Here is a 17,914-nt window from a genome sequence, read left to right on the forward strand (position 1 = left end):
CGGGAACACGGCGGCACGCCGGCCCGTCGCAGGAGCTTCCGGTCCGTGCCGTACTCGATCGTGCGGGACGCGACGGCGGAGCCGGAGTACGAGGCGTGCCGCGTCTCGGGGACGAGGCCGGCTGCGGCGCGGGGTCAGGTCAGCGGCGCGACCCCGCGCTGACCGCGGTCCTCCCGGAGCACGAGCGCGAGCAGCCCCGGGAAGCGGGCATCGAACTCTTCGCGGCGGAGCCGGTTGACCCGCTTGGGCCCTTCGTCCCGCTGCTCCACGAGCCCCGCACCGCGCAGCACCGTGAAGTGGTGACTGAGTGCCGCCTTGCCGACCGGCACATCGAAGCTGCCGCAGCTGCGCGTCCACGCGGGGCAACCTGCCAACTCCCTTACGAGCCTGGTACGTACGGGATCGGCGAGGGCGGCGAGCGCGGTCTGTACGGGGACGTCGTCGGGGTGGGTGTGCTCGGGTGCCACCCGATGACTGGTGCGCTCCGCCACGCCCGCCTCCCTGGGTCCTCATGTCCGCTTGCAGAGTGTTCGATGAAAACCATACACTCCCGAGTGTTCGCTTTCGATTGAACAGTCGAGCACCTGCGAGGGGTGTGCCATGCACGCGGTCGAGTTCCAGGAGTACGGCGGTCCCGAGGTTCTGCGGGTCGTGGAGGCGGAGGTTCCCGAGCCCGGCCCGGGGCAGGTGAGCATCGACGTGTCCTACGTCGGCGTGAATTTCGCGGACCTGAAGGCGCGCTCGGAGGGCTATCGCGTGCCGAGTCTCCCTTTCCGGCCGGGACTTGAGGTCTCGGGCCGGATCCGGGCCGTCGGAGCGGACGTCGAGGGGCTGGAGACCGGCCAGGAGGTCGCCGCCCTGACGGAGGGCGGCGCGTACGCGGAGGTGACGGTGGCCGACGCGGTGACCGTCTTCCCGCTGCCGCCAGGTGTGGGCCTGCGCACCGGCGCGACCCTCCCCACCGTGCTGCCCACCGCGTACGCCCTGATCCACACCGTGGGCCGGCTCCAGCCCGGCGAGACGGTGCTCGTGCAGGGCGCGGCGGGCGGGGTGGGCACGGTGCTGGGGCAGTTGGCGAGCGCGGCGGGGGCCGGGGCCGTCTACGGGGTGGTGTCGGGCGAGGCGAAGGCCGCGTACGCACGGGACCACGGCTACGACGAGGTCTTCGTCACCTCCTCCGCCTCCTTCGCCAAGGAGGTGCGCGAGGCGACGGACGGTCGCGGGGTGGACCTGGCCCTCGACCCGGTCGGCGGCGACACCCTCCGGGCCTCCCTCGCCGCCCTCGCCCCCTTCGGCCGCCTCGTCTCCTTCGGCAACGCGAGCGGGGCGCAGCCGTGGCAGGTGGGACAGCCGGACCTCTACCCCCTGGCCCTGTCGGTCTCCGGCTTCTCCATCCTCACCCTGGCCCAGACGGCCCCGACCGAACTGCGCGCCCTCACCGAACGCGCCTTCCGGACGGTGGCCGACGGGGTGGTGTCCCTGCCGGTGACGGCGGAGTTCGCCCTGTCGGACGCGGCGGAGGCGCACCGGCTGATGGGGACGCGGACGAGCACGGGGAAGCTGTTGTTGCGCACCCACCGCGCGGCCGGGGAAGCCGACGTCACGTGACAACAACTCCTCAGGCTTGTCAGTCCCCCCGGCTAGCCTCCTCGCCATGACCTCTCACCCGATGACCTCCCGCCCGGACGCCACCAGGGCGTCGTACGACACCGTCGCCGTCGCCTACAACGAGCTCCTCAAGGCCGAGTTGGAGAACAAGCCCTTCGACCGGGCGATGCTCGCCGCCTTCGCGGAGAAGGTGCGGGACGGCGGGGGCGGGCAGGTCGCGGACCTCGGGTGCGGGCCGGGGCGGGTGACGATCCACCTGGAGGGTCTCGGGCTGGACGCGTACGGGATCGATCTGTCGCCGCAGATGGTCGCCCTGGCCCGGCGCAGTCACCCCCACCTCCGCTTCGAGGTGGGCTCGATGACCGACCTCGACATCGAGGACGCCTCACTCGCCGGAGCCCTCGTCTGGTACTCCACCGTGCACACGCCGTTGGAGGAACTTCCCCTGTTCTTCGCGGAGTTCCACCGGATCCTGGCCCCGGGCGGTCATCTGCTGATCGCCTTCAAGGTGGGCGCCGAACGCGTGCACCTCGATCACGCGTACGGCCATGACCTGGACCTCGACGTCTACCGCTTCCCACCCGAGCGCGTCGTCGAACTGCTGGGCGATGCCGGGCTCGTGGAGGTCGCCCGCCTCGTTCGCGAGGCCGACGCCCACGAGAAGACGCCGCAGGCGTTCGTCCTGGCCCGCAAGCCGGAACCACCGGCGTGACGGTCCCGTTCCCCTTCGAGGGACGGGACGAGGAGGCGGGAGGGAGACGAATGAGGACACGGTTCAGGCTGACCCGGGACGGAGACGCGTTCGTCGCCCGTCTCACCCCGTCCCAGAGGGCGGCGATGTACGAGGCGCTGAGCTACCTGCGTCACCGGGACGTCAGCGACCTGACCCTGACCGTGCTGCTCGGTACCGGCCGCGAGACGGTCGACGCGCTCATCGAACGCCTCACCGGCGGGCCCGCGGAGTCACGCGACATCCGCTTCCGCGCGGAGGAACTGCACGCGGTGCACAGCGCGCTGACCACCGCTGCGACCATGTTCGTCTCGCGCGAGGGCGCGTTCACGCAGGAGCCCTTCCACATCCGGCTGGGCTTCTACCGGGAGAACTTCGACGCCCTGGCGAACGGCATCGTCGAGGCGGCGTCCGCGGTGTGATGGTCGGGTCAGGCCACCGTCCGCAGGCCGCCTCCCGCGGCCGCCGGCACGCCCCGCACGATCCGGTGCGCGCACAGGGCCGCGAGCAGCTCTCCCAGGAGGTCCGGGTCGTCGATCTCCAGGCCCAGGAGGGATTCGATGCGTTCCAGGCGCTGGTAGAGGGACTGGCGGCCGATGTGGAGCAGGGCCGCCGTGCGGGTGGGTGAGCAGCCGTGGCGCAGGTGGATCTCCAGGGTGCGGACGAGGTCGCTGGGGTGGGCGGCCTCCCAGGCCAGCAGAGGGCCCAGGGTGTGCTGGACCAGGCGGGCGAGGCGGTCTCGGTTGGCGTCCACACCGCCTCGGGTCAGCTCGCGTTCCAGGGTGAGGGCGCGGGAGGAGGTGACGACCGGGCCGCCGGTCGGGCCGGGTTCGGCGGACGACACGGTGAGCGCCAGTTCCAGGGTCGTCCGGGCCGCCCGCAGTGTCTCGCTCCAGCGCAGCCAGCCGCCGCCCGCGAGGACCGCGTGTCCGACCGCCACGGTCACCCCGGCCTCGGCGGCCGTGCGGAAGGCCTCCTGCACGGCCCGTACGACATCCCGCCGCGCCGTCACCGTCCGTACGGCGTCGTCCGGCATCGCCACCAGCGCCAGTACGTCCCCCGGGAACGCCGCCCGCAGCACCGCGACCCCGCCCAGGGAGCGCGCCGCCCGGTCGACCACGCCCAGCTCGCGCGCCCCGTGCGCCGACACCCCGACCAGCCGCGCGCCCGGACCCGGATGGAACCCGGCGAGCGCCGCGCGTGCCTCCACCTCGGGCTGGTTGAGGGCCTGCCCGTCGGCGAGATCGGCGAGCAGGGCGGCGGTGTGGTCGCCGCCCCAGGGCCGTACGGACGCCGCTCGCCCCGACAGACCGCGCGCCACGATCGCCCGGTTCGCGGCCTCGGTGATGCGGACGAAGGGCACCACCCGGTGCAGGGCGAGCAGCGGCAGCCCGAGCCGCCGGGCCTCGTCGACGACCTCCTCCGGCATCCGCACCAGCGACCGTCCGACCTCCACCGCGAGTCCCGCCGCTCCGCGCGCGGCCAGCTCGCGGACGTAGCGACGCCGGGTGTCCTCGTCCGCGCCGGTCAGCCCGAAGCCGTTGGTGAGGAGCAGTTCGCCGCCGTCGAGGAAGTTCGCCCCCTCGTACACCTCGCTCGAATGCACCCAGCGGACCGGGCGGTCCAGGGCGCCTTCGCCGGCGAGGAGTTCGGGCTCGCTGCCGCGGACGGGGTCGAGGGCCAGGATGTCGCGGAGGGTGAGCGCGGGCACGGGAACCTCCAGAGGTGCTGACAGTCCGTCCGGGTGCGGGTTGCCGGGAGAGTACTTTCCGCACGTTGCCCTCGTGTTTCGGCCACAGGAGAGTGGGGTCATGGAGCGCATCGATCAGGCACAGGCACGGGTGTGGTTGTCGACCGCCGTCGCGGAGGCCCGCGCCGGGCTGGCGGAGGGCGGCATCCCCATCGGCGCCGCGCTGTACGGCGCGGACGGCACGCTTCTGGGCCGCGGCCGCAACCGGCGGGTCCAGGACGGCGACCCGTCCATGCACGCGGAGACGTCCGCGTTCCGTGACGCGGGACGACAGCGTTCGTACCGCGGTACGACCATGGTGACGACCCTGTCGCCGTGCTGGTACTGCTCCGGCCTGGTGCGCCAGTTCGGCATCTCGCGGGTCGTGGTGGGCGAGGCGGAGACCTTCCACGGCGGCCACGACTGGCTGGCCGAGCACGGCGTGGAGATCGTGCTCCTGGACGACCCCGAGTGCGCGGCCCTCATGCGCGACTTCATCGAGAAGAACCCGGCCCTGTGGAATGAGGACATCGGTGTCTGAGCCCCGTATCCCGACCATCGACCTGCGGCCCTGGCTGGACGGCGACCCCGAGACCCGCGCCCGCATCGCCCGCACCGTCGACGAGGCCCTCCAGAGCGCCGGTTTCCTCCTCGTCACCGGCCATGGCGTGGACCCGGCCCTGCGCACCCGCATCCGCGAGGCCGCCCGCACCTTCTTCGCCCTGCCCACGGAAACCAAGCAGCCGTACGCCGCCCAGGTCGGCGGGCGCGGCTGGCTCGGCCCGGGTGCCGAGGCCAACGGCTACTCGGAGGGTACGCGGACGCCTCCCGACCTCAAGGAGTCGCTGACCTTCGCGACGCACGAGCCCTTCGAGGACCCGGAGACCAACGCGGAGTGGTACGCGCCGAACATCTGGCCCGCCGAGGCCCCGGAACTCCAGAAGCTGTGCGAGGAGTACCTGGCGCGCATGGGTGAACTGGAGAACCACCTCCTCGCTCTCCTCGGCGAGGCGCTCGGCCTGGAGCCGGACTTCTTCACCCGGCACATGGGCCATCCCACGTACGGCTTCAACATCAACTGGTATCCAGGCACGGATGTGGTCGGCGAGCCCGAGCCCGGCCAGTTCCGCATCGGTCCGCACACGGATTTCGGGACGGTGACGATCCTGGACCGGCAGGCCGGAAAGGGCGGACTCCAGGTCTTCACCGACGAGGGCGGCTGGGAGGACGCGCCCTTCGACCCGGCGGCTTTCACGATCAACATCGGTGACCTGATGGCCCGCTGGACGGGTGACCGGTGGCGCTCGGGCCGGCACCGTGTGCTGCCTCCGCCCGCCGACGCGCCGGCCGAGGAACTGATGTCGCTGGTCTACTTCGGCGAGTGCACGCCGGGGACGGTGGTGGAGTCGGTCCCCGCGCCGGTGGGCCGCGTCGCACACCCGCCCGTCGACTCCCATGTTTATCTGCGCGAAAAGCTGGATTCGATCACCGTGGGATAGGCGGGCAGAAAGGCGCGGACAATTTTCGTAACCAAACGGACATCCCATGCCCTAGTGCGAATCAACTCCCCCTTTTTACACTGGTGTTGATAGACCTCACAGCAGCACAGAGCAGGACCGGACCGCGCCAGGGGGAGATGCGGTGCACAGAGGGCTGCACGGACGCGGAGCGTTGTTCGACACCGATCCGCCCGGTCTTGCATCACGGCTCGTCGGCCTGCGCCCGTACCAGCTGCGCGCGAACCCGTACGAACACCCGAAGGAACTGCCCTTCGTGGTGTTCGCGGGCGGGCGGGGGCTCGGCAAGAGCGCCGTACTGCGGGAGCTGCGCGACGCGTACCGCGGGCACACACCGGTCGCGCTGATCGACGGCGAGGAAGGGCAGTTCGCCGGGCCACCCGCCGAGCGGCCCGCGGAGTCCTGGTCGCCGGTGGGACAGGCGCTCACCACCATCGCCGAGCAGCTCGCGGAGCCGGTCACCGGCGCCGGGCGGATCGGCTTTCCACGCCTGACGTCCGGGCTGCTGGCCGTCGCGGCGGGCGGCTGGAGCGACCGTGACGTGCCCCGCATCCGGCAGGAGGCGGAGCGGATCCTGCTGCTGAACGAGACCGGCTCATGGCTCTCGGGGTTCGCGGGCCGCTGGGTGAGCAAGGTCGTCTCCAAGCTCATCGCCTCGCTCAGCGGTACGGGTCCCGTGATAGCGCCGATCATCGAAGCCACCCTGGAGGCGTTCGCCGAGGGGATCGGCCCCGCTCCCCGCCGGCTGCGCAGGGCCGCCACCTGGTACCGCGACTATCCGAACGCGGGCGGCAATCCCAAGCTCGGCCTGATCCTGCTCTCCTCGCACTTCCGGGCGGGCGGCGACTCCCGCACCCACGCCGAGCGCTATCTCGTACGGGCCCTGCTGGCCGACCTCGACGACGCGTACGCGGGGGTCATGCAGCGCTCGCACCGGCTGGGCCGCCCGGTCGTGCTGATCGACAACGTGCAGGAACGGGCGGGCCTCGGCCTGCTGGAACCGGTGCTGCGCGACCGCGCCGACGGCATCGCCGACCACGTCGTCTTCTTCGCCGCCCTGCGCGGATACACCCATGGAGCGCTGCGCAACGCCAGCCGCCGCACCCTCCCCGAGGTCGCCCGGCACACCGGCTGGGAGCCGGGCACCTCGCCGTCCTCACGGGCGCTGCTCGTCGCGCTGCCGCCGCTGACCCCGGACGACACCCTGCACCTCGTGGGCGGCGTCTCGCAGGGCCTCGCCGTCCCCCCTCAACTCCCGCACGCCACCCACCGGCTGTCCGGCGGCAGCCCGCTCGGCGTCACCCTTCTCGCGGAGTCCGCCCGCCAGAACCTCCCCCAAGGGGCCAGGTCCCTGGGCGAGTTGCTCACCTCCGACGTCGCCGTCCACGAAGACAACGACGGCCGGGCCACCTATCAGGAGCTGCTCGACCGGCTCGTACCCGGTGGCCGGCTCGACGAGCTCACCGTGCTCGCCGCGGCCCACGACCGCGACTCGGCCTGCGTGCTCGCGGAGGTCCAGCTCTCCGACGACTTCGGCGCGTCGGGGGTCCTCGCGCTGGAGGAGCGGCTCGCCGAGGAGGGCCGGCCGAGCGCCGCCGGGCAGTTCGTGGGCGATCCGTTCCTGCGCGCGCTGCTCCTGCTGCGGCTGCACCACGACGACCCCGACCACGCACGCTGGCGGTCCGTGCACCGCACCCTCATCGACCACTACGGCGACGGCGACCAGCCGGACAGCGCGCGCTATCGGCTGCACCACGAACTCGCGCTCGGCAAGGCCGACTTCGCGGTGGCGCACCTGCGCGACACCTTCCCGCGCGCCGACACCGGGACCTGGCTGTCCTCGCTCGTCTTCATCGCGTCCGCGCCCTACTACCACGCACACGACCCGGACGGCCGCGACTTCGGCGGCCACGGCGGTCACGACGACCGGGCGGCCGTCGCGCTCGGCCGCACCGACGCCGCCCAGCAGCCTCCGGACAGCGTGGGCGCCGTGCTGCATCTGCGGATACGGCGGCTGCTGCACGCGGTCTGGCAGCTCACCGATCCGCTGGTGCTGCCGGACCCGAAGGTGTCCGACCGGCTCCGCTTCGAGCTGGAGCAGCTGTCGAACCTGCGGCCCGCGGGCAACCCGCTGCTGTGGCGGGCCTCGCGGGAGTGGCCGTCCGACGCGCTCGCCGGCCGCCCTCTGCGCATCCCTGGTGACGACGACGACAACGTGAACGGGGACCTGTGATGGCGCGCTTGTGGACCTGGCTGCGCGAGGACGTCTGGGAGATTCGTTTCCGCAGGTATGTCGCGCTGACCCTCGCGGCAGTGCTCGCGGGCCTCGGCGTCTGGGGCGGTATGACGGCCACCAAGGAGAACCGCTCCTGCGCACCCGGCGTCGTCCAGCCGAAGGGCAGCGACGAGTGTGTCGGCGTCTCGTGGACGACGTACGCCTTCGGGCGTGCGCAGTTCGCCGACACCGTACGGGCCATCCACCGCGAGAACGCCCGCCTTGCGCCCGGCAGTTACGTCACCGTCGCACTCCTCGAACCCTTCACCGCGACCGACGCCGACAACCTGGGCGATGTGCTGCACGAGCTCCAGGGCGCCTATCTGGCCCAGTACCAGGCCAACCACGACACCACCGGCCTGAAGCCGAAGATCCGCCTGGTGCTGGCCAACCCCGGCTCCACCGGCACCTACTGGCAGCACACGGTCGACCAGCTGGCGGGCATGACGGGAGGCTCCGACCGGCTGCGCGCGGTGACCGGGGTCGGCCTGAGCACCGACAACAACAAGAAGGCCGTCAAGGAGCTGACCAGCCGGGGCATCCCGGTGATAGGGAGTTCGATCACCGCCGACGACCTGGCCAACGGGCAGAACGGCAAGGACCCGTTCCCCGGGCTCGCGCGGGTCTCCCCCACCAACACCGACGAGGCCCGCGCCCTCGCCTCCTTCGCCAAGGTCTCCGCCGCCAACGCCTTCCTCGTCTACGACCGCACCGGCGACCCGTACACGCGCACGCTCCAGGCCTCCTTCGAGAAGATGCTCAAGGGCTCGCGCTACGAGGCCCAGCCGTTCACGCCGCCCGCCGACCGCAGCAAGGAGGGCAGCACCTCCAACGTCTTCATGCAGATCACCAACATCCTCTGCAACACGCCGACCACCACGAACACCATCCTGTTCGCGGGGCGGCACACCCAGCTGCGGCAGTTCATCAACATGCTGGGCCAGCGCGGCTGCCACGACCGCCGGTTCACCCTGCTCACCGGCGACGAGGGCTCCTACCTCGCCGGGGACAAGGACCTCGACCCGGCCGCCCTCAAGGACCCGCTGCTGACCGTCCGCTACACGTCCCTGGCCCATCCGGACGCCTGGCTGAAGGACACCGCGAAGACGGGCGGCAGCGCGGCCGACGCGAAGGTGCTGCAGTCGCTTCTGGGGAGTGCCGGGAAGGAGCCGGTCGGGCCCCTCGGACCGATCGCCCTCGACGACGGCCAGCTGATCATCGCGTACGACGCCATGCGGCTCGCCGTGCGCGGCATCCGCGGGGCGTCGCCGACGGGGAAGATCCCGGCCCTCGCGGATGTCGGGCTCCAGTGGCCGCAGGTCAAGGGCAAGGAACTGCGGGTGAACGGGGCGAGCGGGTGGGTCTGTCTGGACGCCCACGGCAATCCGTACGACAAGGCGGTGCCGATCGTGCAGCTGACGCCCGAGTCACGGGCTCGCTTTGTGAAGATCGCGTGGCCCGAGGGGAAGCCGCCCTCCACGGAGTGTCTGCCGCCGGCCTGACGGGGGGCGCCGTGGGGGGATCGGTGGTTTGGTGCGTGCTGGTTGTTCGTGGCTGGTCGCGCAGTTCCTCGCGCCCCTACGGGGCGCTCATCAGCCGCTCGAAGCGCGGGCGCCAGCCTGGGTCCTCGCCCTCGGGGGTCTCGTGGGTGAAGCGGATGGTCGTGCCTGACGGGCGGGTCGGTTCCAGGTGGAAGCGGATGCGGCCCCGGCCCTCGACCGTGTACTCGGCGATCCGCTCGACGTCCCACGCCGTGATCCGGCCGCTGCCGATCCCGTGCAGCGTGACCGCCCCGCCGAGGCGTGACTCGAACACCTCGGCGGCGGCCAGCCACCCCCGCAGTCCTTCCGAGGTGGCCACCGCCGCCCAGACGTTCTCCACAGGCTGGGGAAAACGCAACAGGTAGTGCAGGACGCGGGTGCCGTCCTCCCGGGTCTCGGTGGCGCCCTCTTCGATGGCTCGGGTCACTCCGGTCATGACACCAGCGTGGCCCGGGGCGGGAGGTTCCGCACGTGTTGCGCCGCGGGCTAGACGCCCGCGTAGGAGTGCTTGCCGGAGACGAAGATGTTGACTCCGTAGTAGTTGAAGAGGAAGCAGGCGAAGGCGATCAGGGCGATATACGCGGCCTTGCGGCCCTTCCAGCCGGCCGTGGCGCGGGCGTGGAGGTAGCAGGCGTAGGCGACCCAGGTGATGAACGCCCACGTCTCCTTCGGGTCCCAGCCCCAGTAGCGGCCCCACGCGTCGCCCGCCCAGATGGCGCCCGCGATGATCGTGAAGGTCCACAGCGGGAAGACGGCGGCGTTGACGCGGTAGGAGAACTTGTCGAGGGAGGCCGAAGAGGGCAGCCGCTCCATGACGGAGGTGGCGAAACGGCCCGGCTGGCCGCCGGTGGCGAGCTTGTTCTCGTACGAGTCCTTGAAGAGGTACATCAGGGTGCCGACCGCGCCCACGTAGAAGATGGCGCCGCAGAGGATCGCGGTCGAGACGTGGATGTACAGCCAGTACGAGTGGAGCGCGGGCACCAGCTGGTCGCTCGCGGTGTACAGCACGGTGACCGCGAGGCCGAGGTCGAGGAGGACCGTGGTGACCAGGGGCAGGCCCAGCCAGCGGATGTTCTTCTTCAGCGCGAGCATCACCAGGTACACGGTGACGGCGACCGTGGAGAAGGTGACGCTGAACTCGTACATGTTGCCCCACGGCGCCCGCTGCACCGACAGGGCGCGGGCGAGGACACCGGCCGCCTCGACGGCCCAGGCGAGCACGGTGAGGGACACCGCGATCCGGCCGTAGAGGTCGCCCTGCTCGTCCCCGCCGTGCGCGCCGGGCCCGTCGGGCACGTCACGCGCCCCCGCCGTCGAACGGGTGACGACCTTGGGCCGCTCCAGGACGGCCGTACCGCCCGCCGACTGCACGGTGACCGCCGGCGCCTTCGCCTTCTCGGTACTGGTGAGCGCGGCGGCCGTACGGGCGACCTTACTGCGGCTGCCGAAGATCCATTCGGCGATGTACGCGAAGAAGGCCAGGGTGTAGACGGCCATCGCGGAGTAGATCAGCGTGTTGCTGACGTTGGCGAGGTGTTCGTTGGTGGCCGTGGCCAGATCGGTCACGGCACCCAGGTCGGTTGCGGTGGCGAGAGTCACTTCTCAGCCCCTTCGGCGGCAGGTACGGAGGGTTCGGCGTCGGGGTCGGTTTCGACTGCGGCTGCGGCTTCGGCTTCGTCTGTGTCGGGCTTGGTGGGGGCCTGCTCGTGGACGAGTGCGGCCAGGTCCCCCAGTTCTTCGGGAAGCTTCGCGGACTCGCTGCGGCCGAGGCCCGCCATCTCGACGACGGTGACGCCGTCGGCCCCGGTGGACGCCCGCACCCACACGCGGCGGCGCTGGATGAAGAGCGAACCGGCGAGACCGAAGATCGCGGTGAAGGCACCGACCAGCGCCCAGTCACTACCGGGCTGCTGGGTGACCTGGAAGTTCGCCCACTCCTTGATGCCCTTGTCGAAGGTGATGGAGCCGGCGCCGTTCGGCAGCTTCATCGTCTCGCCGGGCAGCAGGCGCGCCTTGACGATCTTGCCCTTCGCGTCCTTGAACTGCTTCATCTTCGAGGTGTCGAGCTGGTACACGTTCTGCGGGATGCCCGCGTCGACCCCCAGGCTGCCGTGGAATCCGGACAGCGCGAGCACGGGGAAGTCGAGCGCGGGGAACTGGGAGAACATGTCGCCCTTGCCCGCACCCGCGAAGGTCGGCACGAAGAAGGCGGAGAAGCCGAGCTGTTCGCTCGTCCCCTGCGCGTTCTTGTAGCCGTCCATGACCTTGATCGCGCCCTGCGAGGTGACGTTCGGGTCGAGCGGCAGCATCGGCACGGCATCGTGGTAGACGACGTTGCCCTTGCCGTCCCGGACGGTGACGACGGGCGCGTAGCCGTGGGCGGTGAGATAGACCTTCGAGTCGCCGATCTTCAGCGGCTCGTTGACCTTGACGGTGGTCTTCTTCTCCTTGCCGTACGCGCCGATGCTGTACGTGATGTCCGCCTGGTACGTGCGAGGGGTGCCCTTGTTGGGGCCGGTCCGCTCGTAGGTGCCGGTGAACTTCTTGAGGTTGAAGCTGAACGGCGTGAGGTCGTCGGTGCTGAAGAGGTTGCCGGACTTGAAGTCGTCGTACTGCGAGATCGTGTTGGAGAACCCGTCGCCCTCGACGATGAGCTTGTTGCCCTCGGACTTGAAGAGCTGGCCCCAGGCGAAGGCGACCAGCATCACGATCAGCGCGATGTGGAAGAGCAGGTTGCCGGTCTCGCGGAGGTAGCCCTTCTCGGCGGCGACGGCGTCCTTCTCGATGTGCGCCCTGAACCGCCGCTGCTTGAGGATCTTGAGGGCGGCCTCGCGGACCTGCTCGGGCTCGGCCCCGGTACGCCAGGTCGCGTACGCGGGCAGCCGGTTCAGCCGCTTGGGAGCGCCCGGCGGACGGCCGCGCAGCTGCCCGACGAACTGCCAGGTGCGCGGCACGATGCAGCCGATGAGCGAGACGAAGAGCAGGATGTAGATCGCGGAGAACCACACCGAGCTGTAGACGTGGAACAGGCCGAGCTTGTCGTAGACGGACCCGAGGATGCTGTGCGCGTCCTTGAAGTCCGCCACCTTCTGGGCGTCGGTCCCGGACTGCGGGATCAGCGAACCGGGGATCGCCCCGAGCGACAGCAGGAAGAGCAGGATCAGGGCGACCCGCATCGACGTCAGCTGCCGCCAGAACCAGCGGGCCCAGCCGACGACCTCACGGCCGGTCCAGGTCAGCCAGCCCAGGGCGCCGGGTGCGCGGGACCCGCCGAAGGAGCCGGGCACGGCCGTGTCGACCGGCGCGGTGGACAGCTGGGATCCGGCTTCGCCGAGTTCGCCGTCGGCGCTCACCCCGATGTGCCGCTTGGCGGTCGCCGGGTCCTTGGTCCTGCCCGTGCCCGGGTCGGTGTCGGTCGTGCTCATCGATCAGATCCCTACCGTGAAGCCGTTGGACCAGGTCTGCATCTGCTGCACGATGCTGTCCCAGGCGCCGGTGAGCAGGAGCAGGCCGGTCACGATCATCATGCCGCCGCCGATCCGCATCACCCATGCGTAGTGCCGCTTGACCCAGGCGAAGGCGCCGAGCGCCTTGCGGAAGGCGACGGCGGCGAGGACGAAGGGCACTCCCAGACCGACGCAGTACGCGACGGTCAGTATGGCGCCGCGACCCGCGCTCGCCTGGTTCATGGAAAGAAAATTGATGGAGGAGAGCGTCGGTCCCAGGCAGGGCGTCCAGCCGATACCGAAGAGCGCACCGAGTATCGGAGCGCCCACCAGGCCGGTCACCGGCCGCTTGTGGAAGCGGAACTCGCGCTGCGTGAGCCAGGGCATCATCCCCATGAAGAACACGCCCATCGCGATCATCAGCACGCCGAGGATCTTGCTGAGCGTGCTCTGGTACTCCTGGAGGGTCGACCCGAAGTAGCCGAACAGCGCCCCGCCGGAGACGAACACGGCGGTGAAGCCCACCACGAACAGACTGGCGCCCGCGACCATCCGCCCCCGTCTGGCCTCCGCCAGATCCGTGCCGGTGACACCGGTCACGTACGACAGATAACCGGGGACGAGCGGCAGCACGCACGGTGAGAAGAAGGAGACGAGCCCGCCGAGGACGGCGATCGGCAGGGCGAGCACCAGGGCACCGCTGACGACGGTGTCGGACGACGCGGCGAGGTTCGTGGACGCGGCGAGAAGGGACACGTCGGTCACTTCTCCGCGAGAACGGGGTCGAGCATCTCGCGGAGCTTCTCCTCGCTGAGGGCCTGCAGCGTACGGGCCGCGATCTTCCCGTCCCGGTCGATGATGATCGTGGAGGGGATCGTCTGCAGGTTCAGCGTCCCCTTCTTGAAGCGGAGCAGCAGCTTGCTCGTCGGGTCGTAGAGGCTGGGGTAGGTGACACCCTGCTGTTTCTCGAACGCCTGGGCCAGACTGACGTTGGCGTCACGGGTGTTGATGCCGACGAACTGCACGCCCTTCGCCGCGGTGTCCTTGGCGACCTTGACGAAGTTCGGCGCCTCGGCGCGGCACGGCGGGCACCAGGAGCCCCACACGTTCAGGACGACGACCTTGCCCTTGTAGTCCTTGACGTCGAGCTGCTTGCCGTCCACGGTCGGACCGGAGAGGTCCGGGGCCTCGGCCCGGGAGCCCTTGGCCACGGTCGAGATGCCGTCCTTGCCCGCCACGAAGTTGCTGTTGCCCGAGCCCCCGGACGTCCCGCCCGAACCGCACGCGGACAGGACAAGCGCGGCGACGGCGGCCCCGGTGGTGAGCAGGGCGGCGCGGCTACGGGTGCGGTTCGAGCGCTGTTCGGCGCGGCAGGCGGCACTCATGTGAAAAGTTTCGCATGCCCGTTTCGAGGATCTTCCGCACCCCCCTTGCGGGCGGAAAACACCATTTCAGGCGGCGTCCCCGGACCCCTTGGAAGTGGCCGTCCCAGAACCCGTACCCGTACCGGTGCCCGAGCTCGTACCGGTCCCCTTGCCGGTGTCACCGAGGAACGTCTTCCAGCCACCCGCGGGCCGCTGTCCCACGTCCAACGTCCGCAGCTTGGCCAGGATCTCGGGCTTCTGCACGTCCATCCAGTCCACGTACTGCCGGAAGGAGACGAGGCGGACGTCCTCGCCCTTCTCCTTCTCCCGGGCGATCTGCTTGAAGGCGTACTCGACGGCGTCCATGTAGATGCCGCCGTTCCAGTGCTCGAAGTGGTTGCCGATGAAGAAGGGCGCCCGGTTGCTCTCGTAGGCCCGCCGGAATCCGGCGACGTACGCCTCGCCCGCCTGCTGCCGCCACGCCGGGTAGTTGTGCGCGGGCGCCTTCGTCGAGTTGATCGACTGGTTGGCCAGCATGTTGTAGTCCATGGACAGCACTTCGAAGCTGCGCCCCGGGAAGGGGATCGCCTGGAGGGGCAGGTCCCACAGTCCGTGCCGCTTCTGCGGCCAGACCTGGCGTCCGCCGGGCGAGGAGGCGTCGTAGCGCCAGCCGAGCTCCTTGGCGGTGGGCAGCAGGTTGTCCTGGCCGAGCAGACAGGGGGTGCGCGCGCCGACGAGTTCCTTCTCGTAGTCGAAGGGCAGCGGGGGCAGATCGGTCCAGCCCGTGTTGGTCCGCCACTCCTTGACGAAGGACTTGGCCTGGTCGATCTCACTGCGCCACTGCGCCGGCGTCCAGTTGCCGACGGTGCCGTGGCCTGAGCAGAAGTGGCCGTTGAAGTGCGTGCCTATCTCGTGGCCGTCGAGCCAGGCCTGCCGGACGAGCCCGAGCGTCGACTTGACGTGGTCGTCGGCGAGATAGCCGATGTCGGAGGCGCCCCGGGGGTTGTTCGGCGGCAGGTACTTGCGCTTCTTCGACTCGGGCAGGAGGTACAGCCCGGAGAGGAAGAACGTCATGTGCGCCTCGTGCTCGCGGGCGAGCCGCAGGAAGCGGGAGAAGAGACCGGTCCCGACCTCACCCGCGCCGTCCCAGGAGAAGACCACGAACTGCGGAGGGGTCTGGCCGGGCTCCAGAGGAATCGGCTTCGCGGGCTGGTTCGGCTGCTTGCCCGTGAAGGAGGTGGAGCCGTCGCCTATCAGGCGGGCGGGGTGCGCGGAGTCGCTGGGCTTGCCGGACGGACCGGGCTTGCCCGACCGGGAACCACCGCCCCCGCCATGACCGTCCTGTTGGTCGGTGCCGCACGCCGCGAGTCCCATCGCCGCCGCGGCACCCGCCCCGAGGCCGATCATTCCCCTCCGGCTGATGTCCCGCATTCGGTCCCCATCTCATCGTGCCCTCTCAGCTGGCTCCCAGCTGACACACAATGAGAGGGCACGACAAGCAGACAGGTTCCTTCGAGCACGCAACATTGATCGTATTTTACGAAGAACAGTTCGGGTAGCGACGCATACGAACACATTGCGCCAACATGTACGGGAATGGACGCACTACGCCCCGAACGCCTTGCCCTTCCCCTTCACCGGCTTGGCGCCCGCGAGGAGATGGGCGGGAACGAGATCCCGGGCGGGCTCGCTGTACCCCACGGACACGATCTTGTCGCCGCGGTAGGTGAAGGACGTCAGGGACGCCAGCGTGCACTGCCGCTTGCGCGGGTCGTGCCACAACCGCCGCTTCTCCACGAAGGACCGCACGATCCAGATGGGCAACTGGTGGCTGACCAGCACCGCTTCATGCCCACGGGCCGCGTCCTTGGCGGCGTCCAGCGCCCCCATCATCCGTACGACCTGATCGACGTACGGCTCCCCCCAGGACGGCTTGAACGGGTTGACGAGGTGCTTCCAGTTCTCGGGCCGCCGCAGCGCCCCGTCCCCCACGCCGAAGGTCTTCCCCTGGAACACGTTCTCGGCCTCGATCAGCCGCCCGTCGGTGTCGAGGTCGAGACCGTGCGCCTTCGCGATGGGCGTCGCGGTCTCCTGCGCCCGCTCGAGCGGGGAGGCGACGACATACGTGACGTCCCGCGGGGCCAGGTGCTCGGCGACCCGCTCGGCCATCTGCCGCCCGAGCTCGGACAGGTGGTAGCCGGGCAGCCGCCCGTACAGCACCCCGTCCGGGTTGGCGACCTCGCCGTGCCGCATGAGATGCACGACAGTGATGTCCTGATCCCGGCCCTGCGTCTGATCCTGCGTCTGATCCTGGCTCATGCCGTGGCCTCCGCCGCTGCCCGAGCCGCCGCCGGAAGGGCGTCGGCGATCCGCTGAATGGCCCGCTCGTCGTGGGCCGTGGACACGAACCACGACTCGAAGGACGACGGGGGCAGATAGACGCCCTGCGCCAGCATCGAGTGGAAGAACGCGGTGAACCGGAAGGACTCCTGCGCCTTCGCACCCTCGTAGTCGCGCACCTCACGCCCGGTGAAGAACACCGAGAACATGTTGGAGGCGTTCTGCAGCCGGTGCGCCACGCCCTCCTTGCTCAGCGCCTCCGTGACCAGCCCGCGGATCTGCTCGGAGACGGCGTCGACCTTGTCGTACGCGGCGTCGTCGAGCAGCCGCAGCTGGGCGAGCCCGGCGGCGGTCGCGACGGGGTTACCGGAGAGCGTGCCGGCCTGGTAGACGGGCCCCGCGGGAGCCAGGTGCTCCATGACGTCCTTGCGGCCACCGAAGGCGGCGGCGGGAAATCCTCCGCCCATGACCTTGCCGAAGGTCATGAGATCGGGACGCACCCCATCGATCCCGTACCAACCGGCCTTGCTGGTGCGGAATCCGGTCATGACCTCGTCGGAGACGAACAGGGCGCCGTTGCGCGCGCAGGCGTCCTTGAGTCCCTGGTTGAAGCCGGGCCGGGGCGGTACGACGCCCATGTTGCCCGGCGAGGCCTCGGTGATCACACAGGCGATCTCACCGGGGTGCGCGTGGAAGGCCTCGTTCACGGCTTCGAGGTCGTTGTAGGGCAGGACGATCGTGTCGGCGGCCTGGGCGCCGGTGACACCGGGGGTGTCGGGCAGCGCGAAGGTCGCCACCCCGCTCCCCGCCGACGCCAGCAGCGAGTCGACATGCCCGTGATAGCACCCGGCGAACTTGATCACCTTCGACCGCCGGGTGAACCCGCGGGCGAGCCGGATGGCGGACATGGTCGCCTCGGTCCCGCTGGAGACGAGCCGGACCTGCTCGACGGGCTCGACGCGGGCGACGATCTCCTCGGCGAGCGCGACCTCGCCCTCACCGGGAGTGCCGAAGGAGGTGCCGCGCGCGACGGCCTCCTGGACGGCGCCGATGACGTCGGGATGCGCGTGCCCGAGGATCATCGGCCCCCATGAACACACGAGGTCGACGTATTCCCTCCCGTCGGCATCGGTCAGGTATGGACCGTTTCCGGACACCATGAAGCGGGGCGTACCGCCCACGGCGCGGAACGCGCGCACCGGAGAGTTCACGCCGCCGGGCGTGACGGCAGCCGCGCGGTCGAAAAGAGTCTGCGAAACTGGGGCTTCGTACGGATAGCTCACACGGGCCATGGTGTCAGAGGCTGCGAAGATCCTGCGGACAGGTGTTTCAGCGTACGTTTCGGCGTGCGGCCGTGGGGGAGG

Annotated in this window: 17 protein-coding genes; 7 read left to right on the forward strand and 10 right to left on the reverse strand. The window is 70.3% G+C overall.

Annotated features, from left to right (window positions below):
- Positions 1-134 precede the first annotated feature (134 nt).
- Positions 135-491, reverse strand: coding sequence for an ArsR/SmtB family transcription factor (locus tag ACIRA5_RS13955; RefSeq protein ID WP_403690582.1), 357 nt, complete (start codon positions 489-491; stop codon positions 135-137).
- 109 nt (positions 492-600) lie between these two features.
- On the opposite strand from ACIRA5_RS13955, the gene ACIRA5_RS13960 reads away from it, so the two are divergent.
- The 3 genes from ACIRA5_RS13960 to ACIRA5_RS13970 are packed head-to-tail and all read left to right on the forward strand — an operon-like array spanning position 601 to position 2,760.
- The gene (locus tag ACIRA5_RS13960) at positions 601-1,608 is read left to right on the forward strand and encodes a zinc-binding alcohol dehydrogenase family protein (protein WP_403690584.1); all 1,008 of its coding nucleotides are present in this window, start codon (positions 601-603) and stop codon (positions 1,606-1,608) included.
- A gap of 46 nt (positions 1,609-1,654) precedes the next feature.
- Complete coding sequence (locus ACIRA5_RS13965) at positions 1,655-2,320, forward strand: class I SAM-dependent DNA methyltransferase (protein WP_403690587.1); 666 nt, start codon at positions 1,655-1,657, stop codon at positions 2,318-2,320.
- A gap of 50 nt (positions 2,321-2,370) precedes the next feature.
- A complete protein-coding gene (locus tag ACIRA5_RS13970; RefSeq protein ID WP_403690590.1) occupies positions 2,371-2,760 on the forward strand; it encodes a hypothetical protein in 390 nt (129 codons plus the stop codon).
- A gap of 8 nt (positions 2,761-2,768) precedes the next feature.
- On the opposite strand, the gene ACIRA5_RS13975 is transcribed toward ACIRA5_RS13970, so the two are convergent.
- Positions 2,769-4,049 carry a PucR family transcriptional regulator gene (locus ACIRA5_RS13975; protein WP_403690592.1) on the reverse strand — a complete coding sequence of 427 codons (1,281 nt, stop codon included), beginning with the start codon at positions 4,047-4,049 and terminating at the stop codon, positions 2,769-2,771.
- Between the two features lie 100 nt (positions 4,050-4,149).
- On the opposite strand from ACIRA5_RS13975, the gene ACIRA5_RS13980 reads away from it, so the two are divergent.
- The 4 genes from ACIRA5_RS13980 to ACIRA5_RS13995 all read left to right on the forward strand — a co-directional run bounded on the left by ACIRA5_RS13980 (position 4,150) and on the right by ACIRA5_RS13995 (position 9,361).
- Complete coding sequence (locus ACIRA5_RS13980) at positions 4,150-4,608, forward strand: nucleoside deaminase (RefSeq protein ID WP_403690595.1); 459 nt, start codon at positions 4,150-4,152, stop codon at positions 4,606-4,608.
- Entirely contained in the window at positions 4,589-5,566 is a 978-nt protein-coding gene (locus ACIRA5_RS13985; protein ID WP_403690598.1) for an isopenicillin N synthase family dioxygenase, read from the forward strand. Before ACIRA5_RS13980 ends, ACIRA5_RS13985 begins: the two co-directional genes overlap by 20 nt.
- A 142-nt stretch (positions 5,567-5,708) precedes the next feature.
- Positions 5,709-7,817 carry a hypothetical protein gene (locus tag ACIRA5_RS13990; protein ID WP_403690601.1) on the forward strand — a complete coding sequence of 703 codons (2,109 nt, stop codon included), beginning with the start codon at positions 5,709-5,711 and terminating at the stop codon, positions 7,815-7,817.
- Complete coding sequence (locus tag ACIRA5_RS13995) at positions 7,817-9,361, forward strand: ABC transporter substrate-binding protein (RefSeq protein WP_403690604.1); 1,545 nt, start codon at positions 7,817-7,819, stop codon at positions 9,359-9,361. Before ACIRA5_RS13990 ends, ACIRA5_RS13995 begins: the two co-directional genes overlap by 1 nt.
- Positions 9,362-9,437: 76 nt before the next feature.
- Here ACIRA5_RS13995 and ACIRA5_RS14000 read toward each other — a convergent pair whose 3' ends face one another.
- From ACIRA5_RS14000 to hemL, 8 genes are all read right to left on the reverse strand, one after another.
- On the reverse strand, positions 9,438-9,836 hold the full coding sequence (locus tag ACIRA5_RS14000; RefSeq protein ID WP_403690606.1) for an SRPBCC domain-containing protein: 399 nt from the start codon (positions 9,834-9,836) through the stop codon (positions 9,438-9,440).
- Positions 9,837-9,886: 50 nt separating this feature from the next.
- Positions 9,887-10,999, reverse strand: a complete 1,113-nt coding sequence (gene ccsB, locus ACIRA5_RS14005; protein WP_403690607.1) for a c-type cytochrome biogenesis protein CcsB — start codon at positions 10,997-10,999, stop codon at positions 9,887-9,889.
- Positions 10,996-12,825, reverse strand: coding sequence for a cytochrome c biogenesis protein ResB (locus tag ACIRA5_RS14010; RefSeq protein WP_403690610.1), 1,830 nt, complete (start codon positions 12,823-12,825; stop codon positions 10,996-10,998). Before ACIRA5_RS14010 ends, ccsB begins: the two co-directional genes overlap by 4 nt.
- A gap of 3 nt (positions 12,826-12,828) precedes the next feature.
- Entirely contained in the window at positions 12,829-13,611 is a 783-nt protein-coding gene (locus tag ACIRA5_RS14015) for a cytochrome c biogenesis CcdA family protein (protein WP_075028622.1), read from the reverse strand.
- Positions 13,608-14,231: a TlpA family protein disulfide reductase gene (locus tag ACIRA5_RS14020; protein WP_403690614.1), complete on the reverse strand. Its 624-nt coding sequence runs from the start codon at positions 14,229-14,231 to the stop codon at positions 13,608-13,610. The genes ACIRA5_RS14015 and ACIRA5_RS14020 overlap by 4 nt, the downstream gene beginning before the upstream one ends.
- Positions 14,232-14,297: 66 nt before the next feature.
- The gene (locus ACIRA5_RS14025; protein WP_403690615.1) at positions 14,298-15,641 is read right to left on the reverse strand and encodes a hypothetical protein; all 1,344 of its coding nucleotides are present in this window, start codon (positions 15,639-15,641) and stop codon (positions 14,298-14,300) included.
- Between the two features lie 174 nt (positions 15,642-15,815).
- Positions 15,816-16,529 (reverse strand): histidine phosphatase family protein, encoded by a 714-nt coding sequence (locus ACIRA5_RS14030; RefSeq protein WP_060894680.1) that lies wholly within the window; start codon positions 16,527-16,529, stop codon positions 15,816-15,818.
- Positions 16,526-17,842, reverse strand: a complete 1,317-nt coding sequence (gene hemL, locus ACIRA5_RS14035) for a glutamate-1-semialdehyde 2,1-aminomutase (protein WP_403690618.1) — start codon at positions 17,840-17,842, stop codon at positions 16,526-16,528. Before hemL ends, ACIRA5_RS14030 begins: the two co-directional genes overlap by 4 nt.
- Positions 17,843-17,914 lie beyond the last annotated feature (72 nt).

Source organism: Streptomyces sp. NPDC096311 (assembly GCF_044763085.1).
Classification (GTDB): domain Bacteria; phylum Actinomycetota; class Actinomycetes; order Streptomycetales; family Streptomycetaceae; genus Streptomyces.